The following is a 4,768-nucleotide window of genomic DNA, read 5'->3' on the forward strand; positions in this document are numbered from 1 at the left end:
ACCGGATCCAGACCCTCCCGCCACACCGGCACCACCGCCCCCTTCGGCGGCACCCGCACCCCCGCCTGCGCCGGCCCCACGCCATCCCCGGCCGGAGCGAGCGCCTCGACCAGCTCCTCCACCGCCACCACCCGACGCTCCAACACCGCCCTCGCCGACCTCAGCTCACCCTCCAGGCGCTCCAACTCGACCTCCAGATCCTCCACCCGCACCCGGGCGGCCTCCCGACGCTCCTCCAACAACCCCAACGGCGACGGCGGCATCACACACTCCGTTCCGACCTCGACAAACCGACGCCGAAACCCTGCCGCCCAACCCCGCACACCATGCCTGAACAGCGAAAAGTCATACACCACAAGCGGATTGCGGATGCCTTCTAAGGCGGATTCGCATGATCGTCGCAACGATGCTGGTCTCATGCTGTCAGAGCGCCGGCGAATAGCTCGGCCGGGGTCCGCCATCCCAGGGTCTTCCGGGGCCGGCTGTTGAGCCGGTCCTCGATCGCTCGGAGCTCCTCAGTGGTGTGGACGGACAGGTCGGTGCTCTTGGGCAGGTACTGCCGCAGCAGGCCGTTCGTGTTCTCGTTCGTGCCTCGCTGCCAGGGGCTGGCGCGGTGGGCGACGAAGACGCCGTCGTGGAACAGCGGAGCGAGCTGGTCGTGGCAGGCCATCTCGGAGCCTTGGTCCCAAGTCAGCGTCATCAGTGCGTTGTTGGGGAAATCATGGAGGGCTTGGGTGAGGCGTTCGCGGACCTGGTCCGCGCCGTGTCCGTCGGGCAGGGCGACGAGACGGACGTAGCGGCTGTGGCGGTCCACGAGCGTGGCGACGGCGGACCGGTTGTGCCGGCCGGTGATCAGGTCGCCCTCCCAGTCGCCGACGCGCTCGCGAAGCTCGACGACGGCGGGGCGCTCGTCGATGAGTGTCGCCGGAACGGCGAACCGCGGGGCGCGCTGGTCGCCCTTCCGGCGCTGCTTGCGCAGGGATCGGCCGGTCCGCAGCTTCTTCGTTAGCGTCCTGCTCAGCCCGCCCTTGGCGCCCTGGTAGAGGGCCCGGTAGATGCTCTCGTGGCACAGGTGCCGCTCCGGCCTGTCCGGCCACAGCTCGCGTAGGTGGGCGGCGATCTGCTCGGGGCTCCACTCCAGGTCGAGCTTGGCCTGGACCTCGGCGCGGAGCTCGTGGTCGAGCCGCAGCTTCGCCAACCTCGGTCGCTTGACGCGCTCCTCGGCGCGGTGGTGGGCCAGGTCCGCGTCGTAGATGCCCTGGTCGTGAGCGAGGGTGTTGCGCCGGAGCTCGCGGCTGACGGTCGACGGAGACCTGTCCAGACGTTGGGCGATCTCCCGTATACCCAGGCCGCGTTCGCGCAGCGTCGCGATCCTCTTGCGCTCCAGCAGCGACAGGTAGCGGTCGGACCGGGACGGCTCGGGCAGCCGTTCCGGAGGCAGGCCCCCGTTCTCCGCCCGCCACCGGTAGCCGGTCTTCCTACCGATCCCGAGCTGCTTGCACGCCTCGACCGTGCCCACCCCGGACTGCAGCAAGCGCCAGTACTCGGCTTCGAGATCGAGCCTGCGCTTGGGTCCCCGCCTCGCCATCAACACACCCATCATGATCAAGGAATGTTGCGACAAGCGTTAGAACCCAAGAACTCCCAAAGGGTCAAATTTCAGAGAGCGTTGACAGCCCGTCGGCGCGCCACCGGTTGCGTCCTCGACGCCGCCTCTTTGGCCTAACCCTGTGCTTGTTGTGTGGTGGCCAGCCCGAGAGGAGCGCAGGTCCAGGTGAAGGCCGCGGCGGTTTCCGGGGCTTCGAAGATCGCGTCGTAGCTGGAGAACTGGTCGTTGCCGGTCGAGGTGCCGTGGAGGAGCCGGCTGGGCGTGAAATCGGCGGCAAGCGGCCTGGGGTTTCCCTCGCTCCGGTACGGCGAGAGCTCCCACCCCGGCGCCGCGAGTGCGTCCGGAACGGTGGAGTTGGCCTCCAGGTGGGTGAAGACCAGCGCGGGAGTGCGGAGAAGCCCGCAGTGCCACACCCGAGCGGGTTCCGGTCCAGTCCCCCGCAGGGTCCCAGGTGCCGCGAGCCAGGACAGTGCCCCGTGCCCGGCCGGCGCTGGCGTACGCAGATCGACGGTCTGTAGCCGGGGAAGATCGCGGTGCTGTACGACCATCAGCAGTCGGGCCGGGTCAGGCACGGTGCCGAAGCTGCAGGCGATGAAGTGGACGCTGTGGTCCGGGGCGGCCATGGCCCGGGGAAGCGCGAGCACTGCGTGGCGGGTGCCGGGCTCGGTCAGGTAGACGGTCCACGACGGCACGGATTCGGCGTGCGCCGGCGGGCTCGGGTACTCGAAGACGAGAACGGTGAACAGCCCCGCCGGCGTGTCGAGGATGCCCCCATGGGACAGCCGCTTCCCGGGCTCCTCCAGGAGGGTCTCGGGAGGACGGATGACAACGGGCCGATCAGTCATCCTGCGACCGTAGAGGACAGCCCGGAGCGGCGCGCGCAGCCGCTCCGGCCGGGCCGCCACGCACACACCACCGTCGGTCAGGCACCGCGTGCCGCCGCCTCCGCCGACGACCTCGTGAACGACGTCTTCGCGGACCTTGCCGCCAACTGGGACCTGGTACTGCGCCCGGACGGCGAACGTCTCGGCCGGTTCCCGACCGGCCGAGACGAGGCAGTCGGCGGGAGCTGTAGTGTCAACACCTCCCGCCGACCAGACGGTACCAGCCCGGGGGCCCGGGTGGCGTCCCAGAGCTCCGTGGGCAGGGCGATCACCGCGCCGGCCGTCCCGTGACGGGCGTCGGCGGTCTGAGGGGACTTCTACCGGCGGCCGACGATCGCGTTGACGACGGTGTGGCGGGAGGACGGATCGTCGAGACTGCCCGGTGTCCTGACCACGACGGCATCGGACGTCCACGGATCGGGGAAGTCCGCCCGGTAGACGTCCGCCTGGTAGGTGTCCAAGGGGATGCGGGCGACGGCGTACCCGGAGCCCTGCTCCTCCGGGACGGCGGAGATCTCACTCACGCTGGCGCCCTTGCCCTGATGGGATGCCGCCAGGCTGTAGTACGCGCCCACGGCGGTGGAGGACTCCCGCAGCGGGCGTCCCGGCCGGGAACTGGGGGTCAGGCCCGGGTCACCAGGAGGGCCCAGACTCAGGGCGACCAGGCTCGCCGTGGTCTTCGTCGGATCCGCCTTCCCCGCAGACACAGCTAGGGCGCGCGCGGTGGCTGCATCGCTGGCCACGGTTCCCGCTGCCGGGTTCGGCGGAACGTAGGCAGCGATGTTGGTCGCCGTGTCCGGATTGCCATAGGCGATGACGGCGGCAGGCGGGCCGGGCTGATTCATCGGGGTGTCGACCCTGAGCAGAAGCTGCGGCGGGTGCGTGGCGGTGTCGATCTGCTTCTGCAAGGCGTCGAGACCGTCTAGATCGGTCTGGGTCGCGTGCAGATGGGCACCGGTGCCGGCCAGACCCTGCGCGATCTGGTCGCGCAGCCGGGGCAGATAGAGCCGGTTGGCCTCGTCCAGCGTCTGGGCGGGCAGACCCGCCAGGGCCCCGATCTGGCCGGGGTGGTCCTGAAGGAGCTGCTGGCGCGTGGACTCGGGCAGCGAGTCCCACCACTGCCGGTTCCCGCCAGTGCTTCCCGGAGGCGGCCCGATCTTCAGGTTCGTCGTCTTGTCGAGGTAATCGATGTCCTTCTGGACGTCGGCGACCCGTTCCGGGGTGAAGTCCCCGGTGTCCAGGTAGGTGCGGTCGAGACGCCCCAGCGCCTGGGTCACGGTGTCGTCCATGGTCTTCAGCTCGCCGCCCAGATCGTCGACCGCCTTCGCGAGCTTGTCTCGGGCGGCTTCCATGGCCTTGACCCACTCGGGGTCGTGCCGCGCGGCCTCATCACCCTTGCTGGGCGGCAGGATCTCCACCACGGGCGCAGTGTTCTCGTCACCGTCGGCGATCCGCAGGCCGCTGGCGGCCGCGTTCTCCACGAGCGCCTTCTGCCGGGCCTGCAGGAGGAGGAGAGTGTCGACGGCGTCCGTCAGGACCACGCGCAGATCCTCGATCGTCTGGTCGACCAGGAACAGCTGGCTGGTGCGCTCCTGCAGCGCAAGGTCGGTCGTGTCCGAGGCGTGCCCGTGCCAGCTGGACGAGGCCAGGTCCCGCTGCATCTTCTGCCACTGCGTGATCCGCGTCTTGAAGTGGCCCTCGAACGTGGACACGGCGCTCGTCATCGCCCGGAGGCCGCCGAGATCGGCCGCCTTGAGCATCCCCCAGTAGTACACCATCAGCCCTGACCCCCCGGCGTGCCGAGCGACGAAGCGGCGGTTGTGTCCGCGGTCTCGTAGGAGCTCGCCATCGTGCTCAGGTTGCCGGCGGCATGTTCCAGCATGTTGGTGGTGACGCGATCAATGTGGTCACTCAGGTCCTTGATCGCGGCCTTGGCCGGCCCCACGAACAGCCAGTACGGCAGAGCCGGGTCCGGCATCTGACCGAAGTCCTGCGTCACGTCCTGCCGCATGCCCGCAGCCACCGCGCGCCCGGCGGTACACGCGTCGCGCAAGTCCTGTGGATTCACTCCGAACCCTGACATCCCCTAAGCCCCCTCAGTCACACCAGTTGCGTGAGCAATTCGGCGCCCAGGGTAAACGAACAACCCCCGCACGCCCAGATCCCCGAGGCAGTACTGGGTGAAGTTCCACCCTGCGCTCGGACACTGTCTGTTTACGCCGCGAGGGTGTGACCTTGCTGGTGCCGCTGGCGGATCTCGATGGGCGTGAGGTAG

4 protein-coding genes and 1 pseudogene are annotated in these 4,768 nt (G+C 69.3%); all 5 read right to left on the reverse strand.

Annotation, left to right across the window (positions count from 1 at the left end; all coding sequences use genetic code 11):
• Nucleotides 1–263: pseudogene (locus tag ACH4E7_RS45215) on the reverse strand (hypothetical protein); the annotation flags it as partial.
• A 152-nt stretch (nt 264–415) separates the two neighbouring features.
• The gene (locus ACH4E7_RS45220) at nt 416–1,588 is read right to left on the reverse strand and encodes an IS30 family transposase (protein WP_396255066.1); all 1,173 of its coding nucleotides are present in this window, start codon (nt 1,586–1,588) and stop codon (nt 416–418) included.
• 134 nt (nt 1,589–1,722) lie between these two features.
• Complete coding sequence (locus ACH4E7_RS45225) at nt 1,723–2,454, reverse strand: hypothetical protein (protein WP_396255067.1); 732 nt, start codon at nt 2,452–2,454, stop codon at nt 1,723–1,725.
• A gap of 356 nt (nt 2,455–2,810) precedes the next feature.
• Nucleotides 2,811–4,253 (reverse strand): hypothetical protein, encoded by a 1,443-nt coding sequence (locus tag ACH4E7_RS45230; RefSeq protein WP_396255068.1) that lies wholly within the window; start codon nt 4,251–4,253, stop codon nt 2,811–2,813.
• A 17-nt stretch (nt 4,254–4,270) separates the two neighbouring features.
• Nucleotides 4,271–4,504 (reverse strand): hypothetical protein, encoded by a 234-nt coding sequence (locus ACH4E7_RS45235; RefSeq protein WP_396255069.1) that lies wholly within the window; start codon nt 4,502–4,504, stop codon nt 4,271–4,273.
• Between the last annotated feature and the right edge of the window lie 264 nt (nt 4,505–4,768).

This window comes from Kitasatospora sp. NPDC018058 (assembly GCF_044327205.1).
GTDB lineage: Bacteria > Actinomycetota > Actinomycetes > Streptomycetales > Streptomycetaceae > Kitasatospora.